This window comes from Clostridium sp. DFI.5.61 (assembly GCF_024462915.1).
Taxonomy (GTDB): Bacteria; Bacillota; Clostridia; order Oscillospirales; family Oscillospiraceae; genus Lawsonibacter; species Lawsonibacter asaccharolyticus.
On the sequence record NZ_JANGBZ010000004.1, the window covers coordinates 42,732 to 64,284 of the forward strand.

The 21,553-nt window shown below is 62.6% G+C and carries 18 protein-coding genes; 7 read left to right on the top strand and 11 right to left on the bottom strand.

Features of this window, described 5'->3' with window-relative positions; all coding sequences use genetic code 11:
* Window positions 1-153: 153 nt before the first annotated feature.
* Window positions 154-1,548 (top strand): MATE family efflux transporter, encoded by a 1,395-nt coding sequence (locus NE584_RS03495; RefSeq protein WP_050622487.1) that lies wholly within the window; start codon window positions 154-156, stop codon window positions 1,546-1,548.
* Window positions 1,549-1,640: 92 nt separating this feature from the next.
* Here NE584_RS03495 and NE584_RS03500 read toward each other — a convergent pair whose 3' ends face one another.
* Both NE584_RS03500 and NE584_RS03505 read right to left on the bottom strand, forming a co-directional pair.
* Entirely contained in the window at window positions 1,641-3,935 is a 2,295-nt protein-coding gene (locus NE584_RS03500) for a sensor histidine kinase KdpD (protein ID WP_256181799.1), read from the bottom strand.
* Window positions 3,907-4,614 carry a response regulator transcription factor gene (locus NE584_RS03505; protein ID WP_108980081.1) on the bottom strand — a complete coding sequence of 236 codons (708 nt, stop codon included), beginning with the start codon at window positions 4,612-4,614 and terminating at the stop codon, window positions 3,907-3,909. Before NE584_RS03505 ends, NE584_RS03500 begins: the two co-directional genes overlap by 29 nt.
* A 384-nt stretch (window positions 4,615-4,998) precedes the next feature.
* Between NE584_RS03505 and NE584_RS03510 the strand changes: the two genes are divergently transcribed.
* Together NE584_RS03510 and NE584_RS03515 are read left to right on the top strand one after the other, a co-directional pair.
* Entirely contained in the window at window positions 4,999-5,463 is a 465-nt protein-coding gene (locus NE584_RS03510; RefSeq protein WP_050622490.1) for an RNA polymerase sigma factor, read from the top strand.
* A gap of 1 nt (window position 5,464) precedes the next feature.
* Window positions 5,465-6,865 (top strand): stalk domain-containing protein, encoded by a 1,401-nt coding sequence (locus NE584_RS03515; RefSeq protein WP_256181801.1) that lies wholly within the window; start codon window positions 5,465-5,467, stop codon window positions 6,863-6,865.
* Between the two features lie 453 nt (window positions 6,866-7,318).
* Here NE584_RS03515 and gdhA read toward each other — a convergent pair whose 3' ends face one another.
* The 6 genes from gdhA to NE584_RS03545 form a co-directional block, all read right to left on the bottom strand.
* A complete protein-coding gene (gene gdhA, locus NE584_RS03520; protein ID WP_050622492.1) occupies window positions 7,319-8,665 on the bottom strand; it encodes an NADP-specific glutamate dehydrogenase in 1,347 nt (448 codons plus the stop codon).
* 523 nt (window positions 8,666-9,188) lie between these two features.
* Window positions 9,189-10,313, bottom strand: coding sequence for an ABC transporter ATP-binding protein (locus tag NE584_RS03525; protein WP_050622493.1), 1,125 nt, complete (start codon window positions 10,311-10,313; stop codon window positions 9,189-9,191).
* Window positions 10,314-10,497: 184 nt separating this feature from the next.
* Window positions 10,498-11,406 carry a dihydrodipicolinate synthase family protein gene (locus NE584_RS03530; RefSeq protein ID WP_108980084.1) on the bottom strand — a complete coding sequence of 303 codons (909 nt, stop codon included), beginning with the start codon at window positions 11,404-11,406 and terminating at the stop codon, window positions 10,498-10,500.
* A gap of 48 nt (window positions 11,407-11,454) precedes the next feature.
* Window positions 11,455-12,300: a carbohydrate ABC transporter permease gene (locus tag NE584_RS03535; RefSeq protein WP_256181804.1), complete on the bottom strand. Its 846-nt coding sequence runs from the start codon at window positions 12,298-12,300 to the stop codon at window positions 11,455-11,457.
* Window positions 12,301-12,314: 14 nt separating this feature from the next.
* On the bottom strand, window positions 12,315-13,253 hold the full coding sequence (locus NE584_RS03540) for a carbohydrate ABC transporter permease (RefSeq protein WP_050622496.1): 939 nt from the start codon (window positions 13,251-13,253) through the stop codon (window positions 12,315-12,317).
* Between the two features lie 134 nt (window positions 13,254-13,387).
* Entirely contained in the window at window positions 13,388-14,740 is a 1,353-nt protein-coding gene (locus NE584_RS03545; protein WP_050622497.1) for an extracellular solute-binding protein, read from the bottom strand.
* Between the two features lie 234 nt (window positions 14,741-14,974).
* Between NE584_RS03545 and NE584_RS03550 the strand changes: the two genes are divergently transcribed.
* The gene (locus tag NE584_RS03550) at window positions 14,975-15,643 is read left to right on the top strand and encodes a GDSL-type esterase/lipase family protein (RefSeq protein WP_256181806.1); all 669 of its coding nucleotides are present in this window, start codon (window positions 14,975-14,977) and stop codon (window positions 15,641-15,643) included.
* A 70-nt stretch (window positions 15,644-15,713) separates the two neighbouring features.
* On the opposite strand, the gene NE584_RS03555 is transcribed toward NE584_RS03550, so the two are convergent.
* Window positions 15,714-16,355 carry a DUF624 domain-containing protein gene (locus NE584_RS03555; RefSeq protein WP_256181807.1) on the bottom strand — a complete coding sequence of 214 codons (642 nt, stop codon included), beginning with the start codon at window positions 16,353-16,355 and terminating at the stop codon, window positions 15,714-15,716.
* Between the two features lie 296 nt (window positions 16,356-16,651).
* Here NE584_RS03555 and NE584_RS03560 point away from each other — a divergent pair, with 296 nt between their 5' ends.
* Window positions 16,652-18,526: an LTA synthase family protein gene (locus tag NE584_RS03560; protein ID WP_256181808.1), complete on the top strand. Its 1,875-nt coding sequence runs from the start codon at window positions 16,652-16,654 to the stop codon at window positions 18,524-18,526.
* Window positions 18,527-18,864: 338 nt separating this feature from the next.
* Here NE584_RS03560 and gpr read toward each other — a convergent pair whose 3' ends face one another.
* Window positions 18,865-19,755 carry a GPR endopeptidase gene (gene gpr, locus NE584_RS03565; RefSeq protein WP_050622501.1) on the bottom strand — a complete coding sequence of 297 codons (891 nt, stop codon included), beginning with the start codon at window positions 19,753-19,755 and terminating at the stop codon, window positions 18,865-18,867.
* A gap of 198 nt (window positions 19,756-19,953) precedes the next feature.
* Between gpr and rpsT the strand changes: the two genes are divergently transcribed.
* Both rpsT and NE584_RS03575 read left to right on the top strand, forming a co-directional pair.
* Complete coding sequence (rpsT, locus tag NE584_RS03570) at window positions 19,954-20,217, top strand: 30S ribosomal protein S20 (RefSeq protein ID WP_050622502.1); 264 nt, start codon at window positions 19,954-19,956, stop codon at window positions 20,215-20,217.
* A gap of 100 nt (window positions 20,218-20,317) precedes the next feature.
* Window positions 20,318-21,190: a YihY/virulence factor BrkB family protein gene (locus NE584_RS03575; protein WP_050622503.1), complete on the top strand. Its 873-nt coding sequence runs from the start codon at window positions 20,318-20,320 to the stop codon at window positions 21,188-21,190.
* 69 nt (window positions 21,191-21,259) lie between these two features.
* On the opposite strand, the gene secG is transcribed toward NE584_RS03575, so the two are convergent.
* On the bottom strand, window positions 21,260-21,490 hold the full coding sequence (secG, locus tag NE584_RS03580) for a preprotein translocase subunit SecG (RefSeq protein ID WP_050622504.1): 231 nt from the start codon (window positions 21,488-21,490) through the stop codon (window positions 21,260-21,262).
* Window positions 21,491-21,553: the final 63 nt, after the last annotated feature.

Here is a 21,553-nt window from a genome sequence, read left to right on the forward strand (position 1 = left end):
CCCGGTCATGACAATTTGACAGACCGGCCGGAGGGGAGCGGGGAAAAGATTGTGAAAAAAAGCTCTATCCCAAAGGGGGGCGGACCGCTATAATATTGCAGTCCAGGAGACGGGCGCAGGCGCCCCGCTCCGCATCAGAAGGAGGGACCCCCTATGACCCGCGATCTCACCACCGGCAGCCCCATGCGGCTGATCGCCGGCTTCACCCTGCCCACGCTGCTGGGCCTGTTGTTCCAGCAGCTCTACAATCTGGTGGATACCATGATCGTGGGCAAACTGCTGGGGTCTGCCGCGCTGGCGGCGGTGGGCTCCACCGGCTCCATCAGTTTTCTGGTCATCGGCTTCTGCATGGGCATCTGCAACGGTTTCGCCATCCCGGTAGCTCAGCGCATTGGGGCGGGAGAGCCCTCCAAAATGCGCCGATACGTAGCCAACGCCGCCTATCTGGGGGCGGGCATCGCCGTGGTGCTCACCGCAGCCACCGGCCTGCTGTGCCGTACGATCCTGACCGCCATGCAGACGCCGGAGGAGATCTTCGCGGATGCGTACAGTTATATCTTCGTGATCTTCATGGGTATCCCGGCCTCCATCCTCTACAACCTGCTGGCTGCCATCATGCGCTCTCTGGGGGACAGCAAGACGCCGGTCTATTTCCTGGCCCTGGCCTCCATCCTGAATATCGGCCTGGATTTCGCTTTCATTCTGCTCTTCCGTGCGGGAGTGGCGGGGGCGGCCATCGCCACCGTGCTCTCCCAGGCTCTGTCCGGCCTGGCCTGTCTGGCTTTCATGGTCAGGCGCTTCCCCATCCTGCGCATGCAGGGGGCGGAGAAGCGGTTTGACCTCCACTCCGCCAAGGTTCTGTGCTGGATGGGCATCCCCATGGGCCTCCAATACTCCATCACCGCCGTCGGCTCCATCATCCTCCAGTCCGCCGTCAACGGCCTGGGAACTGCCGCCATCGCCTCGGTGGCCGCCGGAGCCAAGCTGTTCCAGCTGATCTGCTGCCCCTATGACGCCATGGGCTCCTCTATGGCCACCTACTGCGGCCAGAACGTGGGGGCCTGCAAGCTGGACCGGCTGGGACAGGGGATGCGGGCCTGCGCCTGGCTGGGGCTGGGCTATGCCGTGCTGGCCGTGGGGGCCATGCTGCTCTTCGCTCCCCAGTGCGCCATGCTGTTCCTGAACCAGGATGAGGCCGATCTTGCCCGGCTTGTGTCCCTCACCAGCCAGTATATCACTACCCTCACCGCTTTCTTCTTCCCCCTGGCCCTGGTCAATATCGTGCGCTTCTCCATCCAGGGGATGGGCTTCAGTCAGCTGGCCATCCTGGCGGGGGTGCTCGAGATGGCCGCCCGGACGGTGATGGGCCAGGTCTTCGTCCCCCTGTTCGGCTTCACCGCCGCCTGCTTTGCCTCCCCGGTGGCCTGGATCAGCGCCGATCTGTTCCTGATCCCCGCCGCCATCCTCTGCATCCGCCATCTGCGGAAGCTGTATCCCGATCAGACCGAGGAGGCCGCCCTCCGCCCCGTCCGCGCGGAAGGACCGTAACCCCATTGACACAGAGGGCCCAGGCGCAAAAGCGCCTGGGCCTTTCCATTTGTCAAAAAAGTCCGCCCGTACGGCTGTTTCCGAAATGCGGATCACCTGGGATCGGACGGGGAGGCGTCCAAGGGGAAGGAGACCAGGGCGGTGAAGAGGTCGGCCTGGGTCTCTACCTGGAACTGACCGCCGCAGGCCTGGACAAAGCTGGAGGCAATGGACAGGCCCAGCCCGCTGCCGCCGTCGGTACGGCTCTCGTCCCCCCGGACGAAGCGCTGGGTGTAGTCCAGGCCGGGACGGAGTTCTGCGGCAGAGGTGTTGCGCAGGGCGGCCACCGCCTGTCCCTCCTCCACCGTGAGGGTCAGGTACACCCGGGAACCGGCCAGGGAGTATTTCAGGGCGTTGCCCAGCAGATTCTGGAACACCCGGTAGAGGCGGTCACTGTCCCCCTGGATGAGCACCGAGTGGTCGGGGAGCTGGGTGCGCAGCTGCAGCCCGCTCTCCTGGATGGGCTGGTCCATATCCGCCAGGGTCTGGCGGAGCAGGCGGGCCAGGTCCAGCCGTTTGAGGCTCACCGGCAGCTGGCCGGAGGCCGCCTTGCTCACCTCGAACACATCCTGCACCATCCCCTTCAGCCGCTGGGCCTTTTGGGAGAGGATAGTCACATACTCCCCGGCAGGGGGCTCCAGATGTTCCTGCTCCAGCAGCTCGGCATAACTGATGATAGAGGTGAGGGGGGTCTTCAGGTCATGGGACACATTGGTGACCAGCTCCACCTTCATCCGCTCGCTGCGGGTGCGCTCCTCCATGGCGGCCTGGAGCCCCTGTTGAATGTGGTTCAGGTCATCCGCCGCCTGGGACAGGTCGTGGTCCCGGGGCAGTTCCAGGGGGCGGGCCAGCTCCCCCGCCCGGACGGCGGCAATCTGACCGGTGAGCGCCCCCAGATCCCCCCACAGCCGGCGCTGGCGGAACAGGAATGCCGCTGTCACAGCAGCGAGCAGAAGGGGCGGCAGACAGAGGAGCCAGGCCGTCTCCAGCCGGACGGAGCCCCAGGACCAGCTGGAGCACCAGATCAGCAGACCGGCTGTGACGCAGTTCAGCAGCAGACAGGACAGGGAAACCATGCCGGCGGAGCGGCTGAGCCGCTTCTGGACAGGGAGCTCCAGCTCCCGGGCGGCCAGCATCCCCAGCACTCCGTGCCGCCATGCCTGCCTGTTGTACCGCAGGTCGTTGAATATCAGCAGGTACAGAGCCAGGAAGGCCAGAACAGCGGCGGCGGGACGGGTGCCCAGCGCCTGAAGGAAATCGAAGAGCACGTCCGGCCCTTCCCCCGTTCCATACACATGGGTTTCTGCCTGGGACTGAACCACATCCCCGCTGTAAGAATAGAGGGCGACGGCCCCCGTGTCCCACTGTGCGGAGCCGCTGCTGACGGTGGAAGAGGCCGCGGCATAGGCCGAAGTGGGCGTGGAGGCGATCCAGCCGCTCAACTCCCCCCAGGGGAGGAGGAGCAGCGCCAGAAGGGCCAGGAGCACCTTGACCTCGAACCAGATCCGGCCGGTCCCCCGGGCCAGGAAGCGGTCCGCCCTGGCCTTGTCCCGGCGCAGGACCAGAGCCAGGGCCAGCAGCAGCACACCGCCCCCCAGCATCCCCCACTCTGTCAGCAGCTCCCGGCGGTACTGCGCCAGGTTCTGGACCAGGTCATAGAGCTGGGAGGTGCGGATATCCGCGCCGGAGCCCAGATAATTCCCGTAGACCATAGGCTTTGGATCTGACGCCGCGGCCAGATAGACCTGGATGTTTCTGGCATCCGCATCCATGGGGAAGTTCTCATAGCCTGGGACGAACCACAGGTCGTCCTCGGTGTACCAGCCGTCCCCATATACATCCAGTTCCCGGCCGTCCTGGGTAATGGACACCATTCCGTCCTCACAGCGCAGCGCGAAGCGGTACCCCTCCGGCGGCTGGCCGGAGGAGAGGAAGCCGCTGTCCGAGGTGTTGGTGTACAGGACACTGCCCCGCCGCGCCACGGCGTAGAGCAGGTTCTTGTCCCCCTCCAGGCCATCCAGGAGCTCCTTCCCGTAGTCGCCTCCGGAGGTGTACTCCCAGGTCCCCGCGGTGAGACAGGCGTCCAGCCAGTTGCAGATGATAGTTCGGAAGGCGGCGGTGTCCTGCCAGTCCTCCTCCAGGCTGTCCCTGGCCCACCGGGCGCCCAGCTCCGTGGACCACCAGCCGTACTGGCCCAATCCGCCGGCCAGCAGGAGGCTGATCCCCAGCAGGAAAGCCGTCAGCCCCGCCGCCGCCCGCAGGCGGCCCCCCGCCGGGCACGCCGCCGGTGCCGGGGCCCTGTCTGTCTTGTTGCCTCTGTTAAGGATGTTTTTCCATTTTATAACCAATTCCCCACACCACCTTCAAATAGTCCGGCTCCCGAGGGTTGAGCTCGATCTTCTCCCTGATCCGGCGGATGTGCACCATCACTGTGTTCTCCGAGGCGTAGGCCTCCTCCCCCCAGACCCGGCGGTAGATCTCCTCCGCAGGAAAGACCCGGCCCAAGTTGCACATCAGCAGGTCCAGGATGCCCAGCTCCGTTGCGGTGAGCTTCACCTCGTCCCCGTCCGCCGTCAGGACCCGGCTGTCCGGGTCGTAGGACAGCCGGCCGTTGACAATGCGCCGGTCTCTGGCGGAGGCGTTCACATCCCCCAGCCGGGTGTACCGCCGCAGCTGGCTGCGCACCCGGGCCACCAGCTCCTGGGTGGAGAAGGGCTTGGTCACATAGTCATCCGCCCCCATGGACAGTCCCAGCACCTTGTCGCTCTCCTCGCTCTTGGCGGACAGGACAATGATGGGCAGGTTGCGCCGTTCCCGGATGCGGAGGACGGCGGAGAGGCCGTCCAGGCGGGGCATCATCACATCCATCAGGATCAGCCGCAGCTCCGGGTCCAGGGCGTGGTCCAGGGCCTCCATGCCGTCATAGGCACGCAGCACCCGGTAGCCCTCCTTTTCCAGGGCCAGGGCGATGGCCCCCACGATCTCCCGGTCGTCATCCACCACCAGGACGGTCTCCTTTGTGTCCATAGCGCAGCTCCTCTCTCGGTTTGCCTGGGAACAGGATAGCAGAGATTTCTTACAAAAAAGCTGGGGGAAGTCTTACAAGTTTCTTACAGATGGGGCTCGGCCGCCGGCCCTTCCATTTTTCCTGATATATATATACCATAAATGAGGAGATCACAAAAGAGGAAAGGTGCGGACCGCCCCCAAAGCCTTCCCCCCTCTGGGGAGAGGTGGCACGGTGAAGCCGTGACGGATGAGGGGTCTTTCTTCTCCCGTCCCGCTTCTATGAGGCAGACACCCACTGTGTGCCCCTGCGCAGGTCCGGTTCAGGGGCCGCGCAAAAATTTTTTGATCCCTGCAACATTTTGCCCCGCTGTGGGGTGTTTGAGGTGAAAGGAGGGGGATGACATGGACCGGACGAGCCAGGCGGAGGAGACGGTCCGCCGCTACTCTGACATGGTCTATCGCCTTGCCTTTGCCCGGACGGGGAACACCGCAGACGCTGAGGATGTGTACCAGGAGGTCTTTCTCCGCTACCTCCGCAGCGACCCCCAGTTCACCTCGGAGGAGCACCGGAAGGCCTGGCTGCTGCGGGTCACTATCAACTGCGCCAAAAAGCTTCATGCGGCGCCCTGGCGGCGGCGGACGGAGCCCCTCAGTGAGACGCTGGAGGCCCCCTCCCCGGAGGGAGAGGCGCTCTGGGAGGAGCTGCGCCGCCTGCCGGACAAGTACCGCACGGTGCTCCACCTCTACTACTACGAGGACATGACCACGGAGGAGATCGCCCGGCTGCTGGACCGGAGCCCGGCCACGGTGCGGTCCCAGCTGATGCGGGGCAGAGACAGGCTGCGGGTGCTGCTGGAGGAGGGATAGCATGGATCGAAGAGAATACAAGCAGATGATGGAGCAGATCCGTCCTGCGCCCGAGCTGATGGAGCGGGTGCTGGCGGAGGGGCAGACGGAAAGGAGCAGACCGATGAAGCACAGGATACGTGCTGCGGGGGTAGCGGCCCTGGCGGCAGCACTGCTGATGGGCACCGCCCTGGCAGTGAACAGCGGATTTTTGGAGCGGTATTTCAAGGGCGACCTGAGCGTGGTGGAGCCCTATATCCAGGGGGGCGAGAGCGTGTCGGACGGGAAATTCCGCCTGACCCTGGACAGCGCCGTGGTGGACCAGTACGGCCTGGTAGCCCAGGTGACCCTGGAGGCCCTCACCGACGAGGGGGCGGCCTGGCTGATGGAGGGGGCCCAGATGAGCCCATGGGAGCGCTATGATGCCCCTGAGTCCACCTTTGATCCCGGAGACGTATGGCTGGCCAGCGCCGACTACGCGGGGGAACAGCTGTCCTGGCGGTACTGCAACGCCTCCCCCAAACTGGAGGGTGCGCACAGCTACAGCTATTGGGAAGACATCAGCCTGCGCACCGACCGGAGCGTGACCACCCAGCTCCGGGTGGAATTCGACCCCAACGAGATGGAGGAGGGACTGGACACCCTGTGGATCGGGGTGGACTGCATGGGACCGAAGTATGCCATCCGTCTGCCGGAGGTGGGCTCCATGGGCGCCGTGACGGTGGAGCCGGAGCGCAAGATCCTCCTCAACCCGGAGTGGGACCGGAGCGCCACCGTCCACCTGCTGGAGTTCGGCCCCCTGAGCTACAAGCTGGTCTACTCTTATGGGGAGTGGGAGGAGTCCTGGGACACCTTCCTCCAGGGGGAGTTCTTCCTGAAGCTGAAGGACGGCACCATTTACACCCCCGGCGACCTGAAGGCCGGGTGGGGTACCCGTCCGGAGTATGACGATGCCCCGGAGGGCCAGCGCACCATCACCGAGACCACCATCGGCTTCTTTGACCGGGTGGTGGATCTGGACCAGGTGGAGTCGGTGATCCTGGGGGACCTGGAGTACCCGGTGGACAGCAGCGGGCCCGTCCCGGCGGAGCTGGACGAGAGCCTGCGGCCCTTCGTCCTCTACTACCCCGGCTGGAGCGCTGACGACCAGGTGCCGGCGGCGGAGCTATGCAGCCGGCTGGGAGCCGGCTGTCATTGGGACCGTGAGGCCGGGACGGTGACCATCACCTACCGGGGCCACACCGCGGTGCTCACCGTAGGGACTGAGGAGCTGGTGGTGGATGGAGCAGAGGAGATGACCTTCGGCCCCACTGTGGAGCGGGACGGCCAGGTGTACCTCAACTGGAAGGTCTGCGACTACCTGGAGATCCCCTGCCAGAGCATGACCTACGCCCTGCGGATCATGCCGCCTGGTCTGAAATAAAGGGGGACTGGCATCGGGCCCACACCCCGGCATATCAACGCGCCCCCGGGACAGAAACTGTCCCGGGGGCGCGTGAAACTGTCGAAAAGTGGAAAAGTCACTTTTTCGAGAAAGCAGCAGTGCTGCGCGCAGGGTCTGTCCGCCGCAGGCGGGCAAACCCTCAGCTTGTCGACAAAGCATTTTCGACGAGCTGAGAGCACTTTTCAGAACGTTTTAACGTTCTGAAAAGTGGTTTGATTGCATGTGAAAGACAACCCTGAGGGTTTTCTTTCACAGTATCTTTCCCCCCGAGTCCTTTGGCTGGCCGTTTTTTCGACAGTCTGCCTGCACCTGCAGCCTGAGTTGGTTTGCGTCTGCGGGCGCGAACTCTGCCAGGCTTTTTCCACAAGCTGATGCGTCCCCGGGACAGTTTCTGTCCCGGGGACGCTTCTGATAGGAGCTCAGACGAAGCGGTCAATACACGCCCTGCCACAGCATGGCGTCGGCCACCTTCAGGAAGCTGACGATATTGGCGCCGGCCTGGATGTCGCCCTCCTGGCCGTACTTAGCTGCGGTGTCGGCGCACTGGCGGTAGATGTTCTCCATGATCTCCTTCAGCTTGGCGTCCACCGCCTCAAAGGTCCAGTACAGGCGCTCGCTGTTCTGGCTCATCTCCAGGCCGGAGACAGCCACGCCGCCGGCGTTGGAAGCCTTGGAGGGGGAGTAGAGGAGGCCGGAGGCTTTGATGGCCTGGATGGCCTCGGGAGTACAGGGCATGTTGGAGCCCTCAAAGACGGCCTTACAGCCGTTGGACACCAGCAGTTTGGCGGAGTCGGTGTCGATCTCGTTCTGGGTGGCGCAGGGCATGGCGATGTCGCAGGGGACGGACCAGATGCCGGCACAGCCCTCCACGTATTTGGCAGTGGGGACATAGTTGGGATAGGTGCTGATGCGCTCCCGCTTCTGCTCCTTGATCTGCTGGATGATGCGGAAGTCGATGCCGTTCTCGTCCACCACATAGCCGTTGGAGTCGCTCATGGCCACCACGGTGGCTCCCATCTCGGTGCACTTCTGATTGGCGTAGGTGGCCACATTGCCCGAGCCGGAGATGATGACCTTCTTCCCCTGGAAGGACTGGCCGTGGTCGGCCAGATAGGCGGCGCCGAAGTAGCACAGGCCGAAGCCGGTGGCCTCGGTGCGGGTGAGGGAGCCGCCGGAGGCCAGACTCTTTCCGGTGATGGCGCCGGTCCACTGGTTCTTCAGCTTCTTGTACTGTCCGAAGAGGTAGCCGATCTCCCGGCAGCCCACACCGATGTCACCCGCAGGGACGTCGGTGTTCTCACCGATGTGGCGGTAGAGCTCATTCATAAAGGCCTGGCAGAACCGCATGACCTCGCCGTCGGACTTACCCTTTGGGTCGAAGTCGGACCCGCCCTTGCCGCCGCCCATGGGGAGGGTGGTCAGACAGTCCTTAAAAGTCTGCTCAAAGGCCAGGAATTTCATGACAGACTGGTTGACAGAGGGATGGAATCGCAGCCCCCCCTTATAGGGGCCCAGGGCGGAGCTGTGCTGCACCCGGAAACCGTGATTCAGGCGGGTCTTGCCCTGATCGTCCACCCAGGACACCGGGAAGCAGATCAGGCGCTCCGGCTCGGCCATGCGGCCCACGATGTTCTGCTGCTCATAGCGGGGGTCGGAATCGATCACAGGGGAAAGGGGCTCCAGAAATTCCTCCACAGCCTGGAGGTACTCGGGCTCGTGGGCGTAGCGGGCCCGCAGATCATCCATCACGGAATTAAGGTAAGCGTTCTGAAAGGACATTGTTGACCACTCCTAGAAATTTGTTTTCTCTGGCACCAGGTACTTTATTGAGTTAGCGAAGTGATGCTATTATAGTCCTTTAAAAATTGATACGCAAGATGGGAAAATAAATAATTCATATTTTAACGAAAATGACGGATTTTTACCGCCAAATCCATTAAAAACAAAGGATCGCAAAAATTATAATGCAAAAAAGACGGATAAGCTGCATCAAAATCCAGACTGGCCGCCGGGGCTGCCGGGGAGAGCACGCAGGCCGCCCTATGACTTTGTTAAAAATACCGAAAACTATGGGAAAATATGGTATATTCGGACAAAGGCCAGCCAAACATGTCCGCCCGGGCGCAAAGCCTCCCTGCTCCGGCTCGTCAGCGCCGGAACAGGGAGGCTGGAACGGGCACGGTCCCGTCCGGAGGTGGGCGGGTGCTGGGGCCCTCTGCAAAAAGGCGCGGTCCCCGTCCGCATGATCGGACGGGGACCGCGCCGGGTGCTTATCCGTGTCTTCCTACTTCTGTTCCTCGATTCAGACGAGCAGGCTCTTCTCAGATTCGGGGTCGAAGAGATGGATGAGGCTGGGGGAGAAGGTGAAGCGGAGCTTGGTGCCATAGGGCACGCCGCCCCGGTACTCCGCCGGCAGTTCTACGGTGGGGGTGCGGATGACCACCTCCTGGCCGCCCTCCACGGTGGCGTGGAGGTACAGCTCGCTGCCCATCAGCTCGGACACCTCGATGGATGCCTCGATGGCGGAGGCGGAGGGGTCCTTCTGCACCGCGATGTGCTCCGGACGCACACCCAGGATCACGTCGGCGCTCTGCTGTCCCTTCCCGGCCAGCTTGGCGCTCATCTCCCCGTCCAGCGGGAAGCTGGCCCCGGCATACTCCACCGAGTAGTCGCCGCCCTTCTTCTCCAGGCGGGCGTTGAAGAAGTTCATCTGGGGCGTACCGATGAAGCCGGCCACGAAGATGTTGATGGGCTTCTCAAAGACCTCCTGGGGGGTGCCGATCTGCTGCACAAAGCCGTCCTTCATGATCACGATCCGGTCGCCCAGGGTCATGGCCTCTGTCTGGTCGTGGGTCACGTACACGAAGGTGGTGTTGATCCGCTGCCGCAGCTTGATGATCTCCGCACGCATCTGGTTGCGCAGCTTGGCGTCCAGGTTGGACAGGGGCTCATCCATCAGCAGCACCTTGGGCTCCCGGACAATGGCTCGCCCGATGGCCACACGCTGCCGCTGGCCGCCGGACAGCGCCTTGGGCTTCCGGTCCAGATACTGGGTGATGCCCAGGATCTCCGCCGCCTGGTCCACCCGCTGCTGGATCTCCTCCTTGGGCACTTTCTTCAGCTTCAGGGGGAATTCCATGTTCTCCCGCACCGTCATGTGGGGATACAGTGCGTAGCTCTGGAACACCATCGCGATGTCCCGGTCTTTGGGCTCCACGTCGTTGACCAGCTTGCCGTCGATGTACAGCTCTCCCTTGCTGATCTCCTCCAGGCCCGCCACCATCCGCAGGGTGGTGGACTTGCCGCAGCCGGAGGGGCCCACCAGCACGATGAACTCCTTGTCCGCGATCTCCAGGTTGAAGTCGCTCACCGCGGTGACCGAGTTGTCATAGATCTTGTAGATGTTCTTCAGACTGACAGTTGACATGGCTTCTGGCCGTGAGACCTCTGCCTCCGCAGCAGGCCCCTCCCCCGGACGGACTGTCCCTCCCGGGGCTTACGACAGGTCTCCACACTGCCGCACCGCCGGCCGGCGGTCTTTTCTTCCTCCTTTTTTATGGGTCCGAGGACTATGAAGAATGGAGTAGTTCCACGGCCCTGGTCTCGTTAGATCAGCAGTACTTCCCGATGGCAGCCGAGATCATCCCTGCCGCTTCCCGCACGATGGATGCGTCTCCGTCGGCCAGAGGGGGCATGGGCAGGCGGACGCTGCCTGCGTCGGGGCCGCCCTGGAGACGGATGATGGCCTTCTGGACCGCGTACAGGTTGCCCTTGGCGGTACACATCTTGTAAATGATGCGGCAGGCCTCGTTCTGGATCTGGCGGGCGGTCTCCATCTCACCCTTGCCGTACAGCTCATAGATCTTCAGATACAGCTCGGGCATGACGGCATAGGTGCCGCCGATGCCGCCGATGGCGCCCGCCGCCAGGCCGGACAGGAACTGCTCATCGGGGCCGTTGAATACGATGCAGCCCTCATCCTTCCACATCTGAATGTCCTGGACGGGCATAGAGGAGTTCTTCACGCCGATGACCCGGGGATTCTTCAGCATCTCCTTGAGCAGGGAGCCGTTCAGGGCCACACCGGCCAGCTGGGGGATGTTGTAGATGACGAAATCCGTGTTGGGGGCGGCGGCGGAGATGTCGTTCCAGTACTTGGCGATGGCGTAGTCAGGCAGGTGGAAGTAAATGGGGGGGATGGCGGCGATGGCGTCCACTCCCAGGCTCTCCGCGTGGGCGGCCAGGGCCTGGCTGTCAGAGGTGTTGTTGCAGGCCACGTGGGCGATGATGGTGACCTTGCCTCTGGCCTCGGCCATCACATTCTCCAGGACCAGCTTGCGCTCCTCCACGCTCTGGTAGATGCACTCGCCGGAGGAGCCGCCCACATACAGGCCCTTCACGCCCTTGCCGATCAGATAGCGGGTGAGCTCCCGCACCTTGGTGGCGCTGACGGCGCCCAAATCGTCATAGCATGCGTAGAATGCCGGGATGACGCCCTGATATTTGCTGAAATCGCGCATAAATCGATCACTCCAATATAATTTGCAAAGATTTAAAGTTTTTTAGGATCAGCCCTTGACCGCACCCATGGCGATACCCTGGGTGAAGTACTTCTGGAAGGCCACGAATACGATGATGATGGGGATGGAGGCCAGCGCCGCGCCCGCCATGATCAGGCCGAAGTCAGTGGACATCTCGCCCTGAAGGTTGGCGATGGCCAGCGGCAGGGTCCAGCTCTCCCTGCTGGTGAGCATGACCAGCTGGAGGAAGTAGTCGTTCCAGGTGTTGACGAAGGTGAAGATTGCCAGCGCGCCGATACCGGGCTTGATCATAGGGAAGACCACGGTAATGAAGGTGCGCAGCTCACCCGCGCCGTCCACCCGGGCCGCCTCCAGGATCTCTGTCGGGATGGTCTCGGAGAACTGCTTCATCAGGAATACGCCGAAGGGCCAGCCCACCGTGGGCAGGATGACGGCCCAAAGGGTATCGTTCAGATGGAAGAAGTTGGTCATCTCCTGGGCCAGAGGGATGACGATGACCTGCTTGGGCAGGGCCATGGCGCAGATGATGATGGTGAACAGGACGCCCCGGCCGATGAAGCGCTTCTTGCCCAGGGCGTAGCCCGCCAGGGAGGCGGTGAGACAGGTCAGGATCATAGCCGCCGCCGAAATGAAGATGATGTTGAACAGCCACAGGAAGGCGGGGTTGTCAAACAGCCGGGCGTAGTTTTCCACCGTGGGTTCGATGGGGAACCAGATGGGCGTCCGGGCCGTGATCTCCAGCTTGTTCTTGAAGGAGCCGGTGACGATCCAGTACAGAGGGAACAGGAAGAAGATCACCATGACCACCAGGATGGCCACGGAGAAAACCTTATACCCCTTGGAGGTGCCGCTCAGATCAGTGGTTTTTTTCATGTTCTCGCCCCTCCTTAATTGTCAGTCTTCGCCACTTTGAACTGGATGGCGGAGAAAATGGCGATGATGAGGGCCAGAACCACGCCGATGGCACAGGCATAGCCCAGGTCGTTGAGCCGGTACGCGGTGTCGTAGACCTGGTACATGATGGTCATGGTGGAGTTCAGCGGGCCGCCCTTGGTCAGCAGCTGGATCAGCGCGAAGCACTGGAAGGTGTTGATGGTGGTGATGACCAGCACATACAGGGTAGTGGGCATGATGGAGGGCCATTTGATCTTCCAGAACACCTGAAACTTGGTGGCGCCGTCCACCTCGGCTGCCTCGATAATGGAGTTGTCCACATTGCCCAGAGCCGCCACATACAGCACGATGGGCTGACCGATGGAGGTGGTGAACAGGATCAGGATGATAAACCAGATGGCGGTTTTTGGATTGCCCAGCCAGTCAAAGCTGGAGGTGCCGGCCACCTGATTGAGGATGCCGTTGTAGGGGTCCAGGATCCACTTCCACACCACGGTGATGGCCACCGAGCCGGTGACTACCGGCAGGTAGAACACACATCGGAAGAAGGAGCGGGGAATGGAATGCATCTTGTAGATGGCGGAGCTCACCCACAGGGAGAATGCAGTGACGCTGGGCACCGCCACCACCACCATGAGCACCGTGTTCAGAAAGCCGCGGTGGAAGATGGGGTCCTGGAACAGCTTGATGTAGTTGGACAGGCCGGCGAAGCCCTTGACGCCGCCCAGTCCGTAGTCGGTAAAGCTGTAATACACACAGATGAACATGGGGACGACCACGAAGGTCACAAAGAAGATCAGGCTGGGCAGCAGGAACAGGTAGGCCGAGGTGGTCTCCCGCCGCACCAGCGCGCGGCTCATACCGGAGGTAGCGCTTTTCTTGACTTTTTTAGGCTTCTGTCCGGCAGCCGGAGCAGGAGTGTTCTGAGCCATAAGATTTCCCCCTCTTTGACAAGAATTTGCCTGCCCTCCCCCGGGGAGGACGGAAGATACACAGTGCCCGCCCCCTCTCATTCAGGGAGCGGGCACAGGATCGCATGGAACAGGATACGTGCTTCCGCAGGAGGTCAGCCGATGTTGGCGTTCGCCTGAGACACGAAGTTGTCGGCAGCGGTCTGAACGTCAGCGCCGGTGGTCAGGATCTCAGCGAGCATGGGCCACCACAGGGCGCGCTGCTCGGTCCAGCCGCCGGTCAGGTTGTAGTAGCGGCCCAGATAGTTGCTCATCAGGGCGAAGGGAGCGCGCAGGTCGGCATCCTCAGCGTCGGCGTAGACATCGCCCCAGTCGGAGTGCACGGGGAAGAAGCTGGAGGTCTTCACAGCCTCCACACCGGCGGTGGCATCGTTGCAGACAAAGTCGATGAACTTCTTGGCGGCGTCGATCTTAGCCTGGTCCTTGTTGTCGAAGATACCGAAGCCGTAGGGGCCGGCCATCTCCAGCTCGGGGGTGCCATCGTCAGAGGGGAACGCCATGGCGAAGGGGGTGAACTGGGTCTGGTCCGCGTACTGGCTGTAGTTGGAGAAGTTCCAGCAGAAGCTGACCGCACAGGTCTGGTTGGCGAAAGCCTGAAGCTCATCGGCAGCGGCGTAGCTGGCGTTGGCGGACAGAGAGCCGGCGTTCACCATGTTCTGCAGCAGGGTCAGAGCCTTCACATTGTTGGCGCTGTTGGCATTGTAGGAGGTGCCGTCCTCGGTGACATAGTAGTCGGAGTACAGGTTGTTCACCAGGGCGCGGGTACCCTGGTCACCGCCCTGGGCGCCGCAGTAGACGATACCGGGGGTGGCCACGGTGACGGTGCCGTTGTCGATGGCAGTCTTGATGGCAGCCATGGCGGCCTCGAAGCCCTCGGTGGTCCAGGTGCGGGTCTCCTCGTCAATGTACTGCAGGGCGCCGGCGGCCTCAAAGACCTCGTAGTTGATGGCCATGCAGTGGGCGGCCGCGCTCAGGGGGTACATGTAGTAGGTCCCGTCCAGCTGGCAGACACTGGAAATATTCTCGCCAATATCCGCGGAGGCATCGCCCCACACGTCGCCCAGGTCCACCATCAGGCCCTCACGGGCGTAGTTGCCCACGATGCGCTCGGGGCCCTCAAAGATGATGTCGGGGCCGCTGCCGGAGGTGATGGCGGAGGTGAGCTTCTGGTCGCCGTCCTGATAGTTGATGGGGGTGACGGTGACCTTGATGTCGGGGTTGGCCTCGTTGAAGGCGGCGATCAGGGAATCCCAGTTGGAGGCCTCGGTGAAGCCGCCGATGTTGAAGGACCACAGGCTGATCTCAGTGGCGCTGCTGGAGGTGGTGCCCGACGAAGAGGCACCGCCGCTGGACTGACTGGGGGTGGAGCTGTTGCCGTTGCCGCAGGCAGCCAGGCCCAGCGTCATGGCGGAAGCCAAGACAAGAGCTGCTACTTTTTTAAATTTCATTTCATTGTCCTCCTTGTGAATCATTTTTCACAAATAATTGCCGATTGGGTTAAGAAAATTTTATAGGAAATCACTGAGCTTGTCAAGACGGAATGAAAAAATTTTCACAAATTGCAAAAAAAGAAAATTTTTAACGTGGAGTTAGACCCAAATCGAAACAAAACCTTGACAATTTCAGGAAAACTGATAGGTTATAGGTACAAAAAAATAAACAAAACGGGGGACTGAAATATCATGAAGCGCCATGTTATCTGTCTGGGCGACTCCAATACTCACGGCTACTGTGGAGCTCAGGAGGGGGAAACCCTCTGCGGAGGCCGGTTCAGCGAGGCGGAACGCTGGCCCTGTCTGCTCCAGCGCGCCCTGGGAGAGGAATATCTGGTGATCGAGGAGGGACTGTGCGGGCGGACCACGGTATTCCCCGATCCTCTGGAGCCGGGGCTGGACGCCATTTCCTATCTGCGTCCCTGCCTGCTGAGCCATGCCCCGGTCTCCCTGCTGATCCTGATGCTGGGTACCAACGACACCAAGGAGCGCTTCGGCCTCTCGGCGGAGGAGATCGCCCGTGGGATGGAGCGGCTGGCCCGGCAGGCCATGTCAGAGGACTGCTGGGGACCCGGGGGACCCGACCTGCTGGTCGTGGCGCCTCCCGCCATTCGTCCGGAGGTGGAGCACTCCCCCGTGGCCGCTGCCATGGGCCGGGGATGCGCGGAGAAGTCCCGTCAGCTGGCGGAGCACTACCGCCGGCTGGCAGCCAGGCTGGGCGCGCGTTTCCTGGACGGGGAGGGCTGTGAGCTGAATCGAGTGGACCACATGCACCTGACCCAGGCGGGCCATGCCCAGCTGGCGGCCAGGGTGGGAGCGGTCCTCTCCGATCCGGCCACGGGGGCGCTCGGGCAGTGAAAAAAGCGGGCGGGGACACCGGGAATGGTGTCCCCGCCCGTTTGCCGTCGAATGAGAGGTGCGGAGAGGGTCACAGCTCCTCCCCTTCAGGCTCCTTCTCTGGGAGATACCGGCGGATAACGCGCTCCGCGGGCATGGAGGCGAGCAGTGCGTTGAGAGCGGGGGTGAAGACGGCCAGCGGGAAGAAGCCGGCCGTGGTCCACACCGTGACGAACAGGAGCAGGATCAGGAGCAGGGTCTGGGGCAGGTGGCGCAGGGTCACCTGAAAGGAAGTGACCAGCAGGTGTCCCAGCCCCATCTGGAAGCGGGACAGCAGAGGGAAGGCCCAGCAGGACACGCCGGCGGGGACGATGAGGGCCGCGCAGTAGCAGCCGTACATGGCCAGGGCGCCGCCGCCCACGAAATTGGCCGCCAGGACCATGATCTGGTACCCCTGGAGGAGCAGGGCGCCCGCGGCCAGGACCAGCAGGCCGGCGGGGATGCCCACCCGGAGATTGGCCCGGAAGGAGCGGAAGAAGGTGAGGTAGGTGCTGTCCCCCTGGCGGACCACACAGTGGGTCACCGTGTGGTACAGGGCGGCACAAGCCGGGCCGAAGGTGACCAGAGGGAGGGAGAGCACCACCCATAAAAGGCTGAGCCCCACCACGTCCACCATGCGGGAGAGTGTGCGGAAAAAGCCGTTTTCCGGATCAAAAATACCTCTGAGCCCCATAAGCGACACCCTTTCCCCGGGACATAGTCCCGTATCTGTGATAGGTTGGGAAACATTATACCACTGGAACGGCAGCAGAGGCAAGACGGGAGTTTGCGGGGCGGGTCTGGGCCCCCCACGGGATGCTTGGAGCCGCCGCCCCTTCCCGTCTCTTGGGCCCCGCATTCCACGCAGGGGGCGGCTGCCCGGGCATCGGGCTGGATCGCCTGGGAAATCCGCTGTTTCTTTTTCCGGTCCGCTGTGATATACTGCTCCATTATGGGGCCGCGTCCCCCATCCCGCATGAGGTGATCTGAATGACTCAGCTGCGCGCTGTTCTGCTGGCTCCCCCAGGGACCCAGCCCAAACTGCTCCGCTGGCACCACGTCTGGCTGGCATTTGCCCTGACAGGGCTGGGCTTCTGTGTCGGCGTCCTGACGCTGATGCTCGCCGCCACCGCCTATCTCAAACTGGACAGCACGGACCTGTTCCTGTCCTATTTCCTGTTGGAGCCCATGCTCCTGCTCCTCAATGTCCTGCCGCCCATCCTGCTCATCTGGTTCTTCTATTTTCTTACCCGCCGGGCCTGGGCAGCTTTTCTGGGCAGCTTCCTCCCCTGTGTGGGACTGGCCCTGGTGAATTACTTCAAGATCCGCCTGCGAGGGGACCCTCTGCTGGCCGCCGACCTGCGCCTGGTCACTGAGGCGGGGGGGATCGTGGGACACTATCAGTTGGACCTGACCTGGCTGGTGTGGCTGTGTGCGGCCTGCCTGATCCTGGGTCTCCTGTTCTCCGTTTTCCTTCTGCCCCGCGGGATAGGCCGGGGCCCCCTTCGCTGGTTCTGCCTGTGCTCCTCCGCCGCCCTGCTGGCGGTGTCCTATGCGGCCCTCTACTGCGACCAGAGCCTGTATGACCGCACCGCCAACGACACCCATATCACCCCCTGGTCGGATGTGGAGGTCTTTGTCTCCCGGGGCTGCCTCTACCCCTTTCTGTACAGCGTGCAGGACATGTTCCCCACCCCGCCGGAGGACTACGACCCGGAGGAGGCCGCCTCCCTGCTCGCCCGGTATCCAGACCACGACATCCCGGCGGACCGCCGGGTCAACGTGGTCGGGGTGATGCTGGAGGCCTTCTGTGACCTGACCGACTTCCCCGCCCTGGCGGAGCAGCCCGCCGTCCAGGCGGTCTATGCCCCGCTCCACGACCTGGAGGAGCAGTCCGTCTCCGGCGACCTGCTGACCAATATCTTCGCGGGCGGCACGGTGGACAGCGAGTGGGGCTTTCTCACCGGCTACACTCAGCACGAGGACTTCCGCAAGCCCACTGACTCCTATGTCTGGTATTTCCGGGAGCAGGGCTATCACACCCTTTTTCACCACCCCGGCTACAGCTGGTTCTACAACCGCCAGAATGTCAACGAGTACCTGGGCTTTGAGGAGAGCTGGTTCACCGAGAACTACTACGGGGCGCTGGTGGACCCGGTGGATGCCGTGATGCGCTCCGACGAGACGCTGGTGGACGGTATTCTGGACGGACTGCGGGAACCGGGCCCCTGGTTCTCCTTCTCCGTCAGCTATCAGAACCACGGTCCCTATGAGACCGCCTCCGCCCAGGAGGTCTTCCTGTCCCCTGGCGACACCGGCTGGTCGGCGGAGACCTGCAACATGCTCAACAACTATATGTCCAATGTCTCCAGCACCCTGGCCGCCATGGAGCGGCTGACCCGGGAGCTGAACGCCCGGCCCGAGCCCTTTGTGCTGGTCCTTTTTGGGGACCACAAGCCCTGGATGGGCAACGGCAATACGGGGTACACCGAGATTGGGGCCGGCTTCGACCTGTCTCAGCTCTCCGGCTTCCGGGAGTACTACTCCACCCCCTACCTTATCTGGGCCAACTCCGCCGCCCGTGAGGCGCTGGGCAACAGCTTCACCGGGGAGGGCGGCGACTTCTCTCCCTGCTTTCTGATGAACAAGGTATTTGAGCTGTGCGGCTGGGAGGGCCCCGGCTTCATGGAGCTGTCCCGCCAGCTGGAGGCCATCTCCCCCTTGATCCATACTCGGGGGCTCTTCCTGAGCGGCGGCATCCTCACAGATGCTCTCGTCCCGGAGGAGGCCCGATTCTACCAGCAGTTCCTCCAGGCCCAGTACTACCGGGAGACTGTGGTCATCCCCGGGGAAATTTCTTCTTAAAAAGCCCCCAGCCAGGACCGGCTCTGTTCCGGTCCTGGCTGGGGGTGTTTTGGTCCTATGTGGGGAAGGTCCACGGCAGGGGCGTTTCGGGAAGAAACCATTAGAAATAAGGAGTACAGGCCCGCCTCCGTCTCAGGATGCCACAAGAGGGATTCCGCCCCGCAGGGTGGAATCCCTCTGACAAATCATGACTGAGACGGGAAAAGAAAGACCCCTCATCCGTCGCGGCATACGCCGCGCCACCTTCCCCCCGGTGGGGGGAAGGCCTGAAGGGCGGCTCTGGGAGCCGCCCCTCTGTCGGGACCTCCCTTTCTTCCCATTTGGCAACGGCTCTCCCCTCAGCTCAACAGCAGATCCAGGTCTTCCAGGGTGAGGCTCGGCTGTAAAGCCAGGTCAATGCCGTACCCGATCACCTTGGACAGGTCTGCCACCTGGCTGTCGATATCCTTGGGCGTGACCATCAAGTCCCTCCCCTCCCCCAGGGGAGGCAGCTCCTCCGTACCCAGCAGATCGGCGGCCAGGGTGGCCCCGTCCACCACGGTGGGCACCCCCACCGCAATCACCGGCACCCCCAGGGAAGCCCGGTCCAGCGCCGCCCGGTGGTTGCCCACCCCAGAGCCCGGGGCGATGCCGGTATCCGCCAGCTGCACCGTGCGGCACACCCGTTTTAGGGACCGGGAGGCCAGCGCGTCCACCGCGATCACGCAGGCGGGCCGCAGCCGCTCCGACACCGCCCGGACCAGTTCCCCGCTCTCCATACCGGTGGTCCCCAGCACGCCGGCAGACAGGGATGCCACTGGTCTCAGGTCCCCGAAGTGCTCCGGCACCTGCCGTACCAGGTGCCGGGTCACCAGGGTGTACTCGTGGACCTTGGGGCCCACAGCGTCCGGGGTGATGGCTCGGTTGCCCAGCCCCACCACCAGCACTGGGGCCTCTGGATGAAGGAAGCCCAGCAGCTCCCCCAGCTCTGCCGCTACCGCCCGGGCCGCCCGGCCGAAAGCATCCTCTTCCCGTCTGGCCAGCCCGTCCAGGGTCAGGGTCACATAAGTCCCCACAGGCTTCCCCAGGGCCTCCTCCCCCCGCCTGTCCAGGATGCTGACCCGGGTCACGGGGATGCCCTCCCTCATCTCCTCCCGGGCCTCCACCCCCTCCAGCTGGGTACGCTCCTCCGCCGACTCCTGCCACAGCTCCCTGGCCTCCAGAGCCAGGTCCGTCCTTCTGTTCCGCATGTCCCGCTCCTCCCTCCGCAAGATATAGTGGAATAGCTGCCGCTTCTGCCCTATTTTTTGCGGCGCCAGGGATTCTATCCAAAAAAGCGGGAAAAATTTAAAAAAACAGTTGATTTTTTGAAGATCCAATGGTACAATACATATCTGCACAGAGTTTCTGTGCACCATTTTACGATTCGATCGGAGGAGGTGTTTGGTTTGCCGAATATTAAGTCTGCCAAAAAGCGTGTTCTGGTCAATCAGGCCAAGGCCATGCAGAACAAGGCCGCTAAGTCCGCGCTGAAGACCGACATCAAGAAGTTTGAAGCCGCGGTGGCGGAAGGCAACCGCAGCGAGGCCGATGTCGCTTACAAGGTGGCTGTCAAGGCGGTCGACAAGGCTGCTGCCAAGGGTCTGCTGCACAAGAACAATGCCGCGAACAAGAAGAGCAGCCTGACTCTGAAGCTGAACAAGCTGGCCTGAGTCCTGTCCTGTGTTTGCACCATAAAAGCCGTCTGCTTTGCAGGCGGCTTTTCTCAATTTTCCCTTATTCGACACCGTTGGACACGAGAGGAGGTGCCTCTTGAAGCGTCTGCTGTCCTTTCCGCCTATCTCCTTCACACTGGAGGCGTTCAGCACCTACGGCCGCTGCGGCGTGGCGCAGGCGGCCGCCGCCCTGTCCTATTTTCTGATCCTGACCCTGTTCCCCCTGCTTATGTGCGTGAACTACTTCATCGGGCTGTTCCACCTGAGTCTGGAGCAGCTCCTGTCGGGACTGGACCAGGTCCTGCCCGACCAGGCCCTGGCTGTCATGCAGGACTATCTGGCCTATGCCTCCCTGAACCAGTCCCCCGCCATCGTGGCCGCCGCCCTGGTGGCCATCGCCCTGTCCGCCTCCGCAGGGCTCCGCGCCCTGCTGCTGGCCATGGATAAGCTGTATGGCCTGGAACACCCCGGCGGGCTGCGCCGGATCGCCCTCAGCGTGATCCTCTCCCTGCTGTTCCTGCTCACCATTTACCTGTCTGTGGTGGTCATCTTCACCGGTGACTGGTTCTTCCATCTGCTGGAGACCCATCTGCCCCATCCCCTGCTGCGCCTGATCCCCCTCTCCGCCCTGTCCAGTCTCTGGCTCTGGATCCGCTATCTGCTGCTGTTCTGCTTCGTCCTGCTGCTGGTGCTGGCCATCTACCGCCTGGGCACTCCTCGGCGCTTCCGCAGCAGCCGGAAGCTGCTGCTCAGTTCCCTCTTCACCGCCGTCTCACTGGTGGCAGGCTCTCTTCTGTTCTCTTGGTTCATTGGCCTGTCCTCCCGCTACTCCATGCTGTACGGCTCTCTGGCCTCCCTCATCATCCTTCTGGTGTGGCTCTACTTCTGCGGCAACGTGCTCCTGCTGGGCGCCCTGCTCAGCCGGGTGTTGGAAGTACGCCGGGCACGGCATCACAGCACCGGCTCATAGATCCGACCAGTCTATCTTATAAAAAAGCCCCGCCTGTTTTGTTTTCAAAACAGGCGGGGCTTTTTACAGTCAGGGGATCAGGCTCAGGGACAGGGTGAGCAGCATAAAGGCGATGGCCACCCACTTGGTCCACTTGGCCAGCTTGGCGTCCACAGTCTTGGCCTTGTTCTTGGACAGGAAGGTATCCGCGCCGCCGGCGATGGCACCGGACAGGCCCGCGCTCTTGCCGGACTGCAGCAGGACCACGGCGATCAGAAACAGTCCGCACAGCACCTGGATCACGGTAACAGCAGTTTTCATGGCATTTCTCGTTCCTTTCAAAGCCCAGAGCGGGCAAATCGTTTGTTCAGCGGGTCTATGCCC